Raw genomic sequence first — 1,459 nt, 5'->3', positions numbered from 1 at the left:
CCTTACCTTTCTTGGAGGGTGGTTGTTGCCCTCGGCCGTAGGCTTCGAACTGCCCAGGGACGTCGGGTATGGCTTTCATGCGTTTGCGGTGTTTTATGGCCGAAGGAGATTGGCCGCCCGACGTCCCGCGACGACTCGACCGCTAATTGAGAGATGCGATTTGATCGCTGTGTAAGGACACGCCGGCGTGGTCGTCTGCTGGGTTGATAGGGATGCCAACGATCACGGAGGTGGCTGTGAGCCAACAGGTCTGGGCCGGCGTCGATGCCGGAAAGTCCGACCACCATTGCGTGGCTATCGATGCGGAGGGTCACCGACTGCTGTCGCAACGGGTGGCCAACGACGAAACCGCACTGCTGGAGCTGATCGACGCAGTAGCGGCGCAATCCGACGGCGGTGAAGTTACCTGGGCGATCGACCTGAACGCCGGTGGTGCCGCGCTGCTGATCACCTTGCTCATCGCCGCCGAGCAGCGGCTGCTCTACATCCCCGGCCGCACCATCTACCACGCCTCGGCCGGCTACCGTGGCGACGGCAAAAGCGACGCCAAGGACGCCGCCGTCATCGCCGACCAAGCTCGGATGCGCCGCGACCTGCAGCCGCTGCGAGCTGGTGATGACATCGCGGTTGAGCTGCGCATCCTGACCGCTCGGCGCACCGACCTGGTCGCCGATCGCACCCGGGTGATCAACCGGCTGCGCGCCCAGCTGCTCGAGTACTTCCCCGCCCTGGAACGCGGCTTCGATTACAGCGCCAGCAAGGCCGCGCTGATCCTGTTGACCGGCTACCAAACCCCCGACGGGCTGCGTCGTGCCGGTGCTGCCCGCCTGACAGCGTGGCTGCGTAAACGCAAGGCGCGCAACGCGTCTGCTGTCGCAGCCATGGCTATCGAGGCCGCCAACGCCCAGCACACCACCGTGCCCGGCCAAAACCTCGCCGCCGCTATGGTCGCCCGCCTGGCTAAGGAGGTGATGACCCTCGACACCGAAATCGAAGAAACCGAAACGATGATCGAGGACCGATTTCGCCGCCACCGCCACGCCGAGATCCTCCTGAGCATGCCCGGCTTCGGCGTCGTGCTCGGCGCCGAGTTCCTCGCCGCCACCGGCGGCGACATGAGCGCTTTCGACTCCGTCGATCGTCTTGCCGGCGTTTCCGGGCTGGCCCCGGTACCGCGGGATTCCGGGCGCATCAGCGGCAATCTCAAACGCCCCCGCCGCTACGACCGACGACTGCTGCGGGCCTGTTACCTGTCCGCCCAAATCGCCATCCGCACCGACCCCGCATCCCGGACCTACTACAACCGCAAAAGAGCCGAAGGCAAAACCCACACCCAATCCATCCTCGCCCTGGCCCGCCGGCGCCTCAACGTCCTGTGGGCCATGCTGCGCGACCACGCTGTCTACCAACCCGCAACCACTACTGCGGCGGCTTGACAACGTCATTGAGAATCTCCTTC

1 protein-coding gene is annotated in these 1,459 nt (G+C 65.5%); it reads left to right on the top strand.

Going from position 1 to position 1,459, the window contains the following annotated elements; translation table 11 throughout:
• The first annotated feature begins 212 nt into the window (after positions 1 to 212).
• Positions 213 to 1,436, top strand: a complete 1,224-nt coding sequence (locus DQP57_RS26470) for an IS110 family transposase (RefSeq protein ID WP_112635873.1) — start codon at positions 213 to 215, stop codon at positions 1,434 to 1,436.
• The last annotated feature ends 23 nt before the right edge of the window (positions 1,437 to 1,459 follow it).

Source organism: Mycobacterium colombiense (assembly GCF_003284935.1).
Lineage (GTDB): Bacteria > Actinomycetota > Actinomycetes > Mycobacteriales > Mycobacteriaceae > Mycobacterium > Mycobacterium arosiense_A.
This window is presented reverse-complemented; position numbering and strand designations above follow the sequence as displayed.

What these genes read in the sequence shown, in the direction of transcription:
- DQP57_RS26470 (WP_112635873.1), top strand. Translation starts at nt 213, where the DNA reads ATGCCAACGATCACGGAGGTGGCTGTGAGCCAACAGGTCTGGGCCGGC.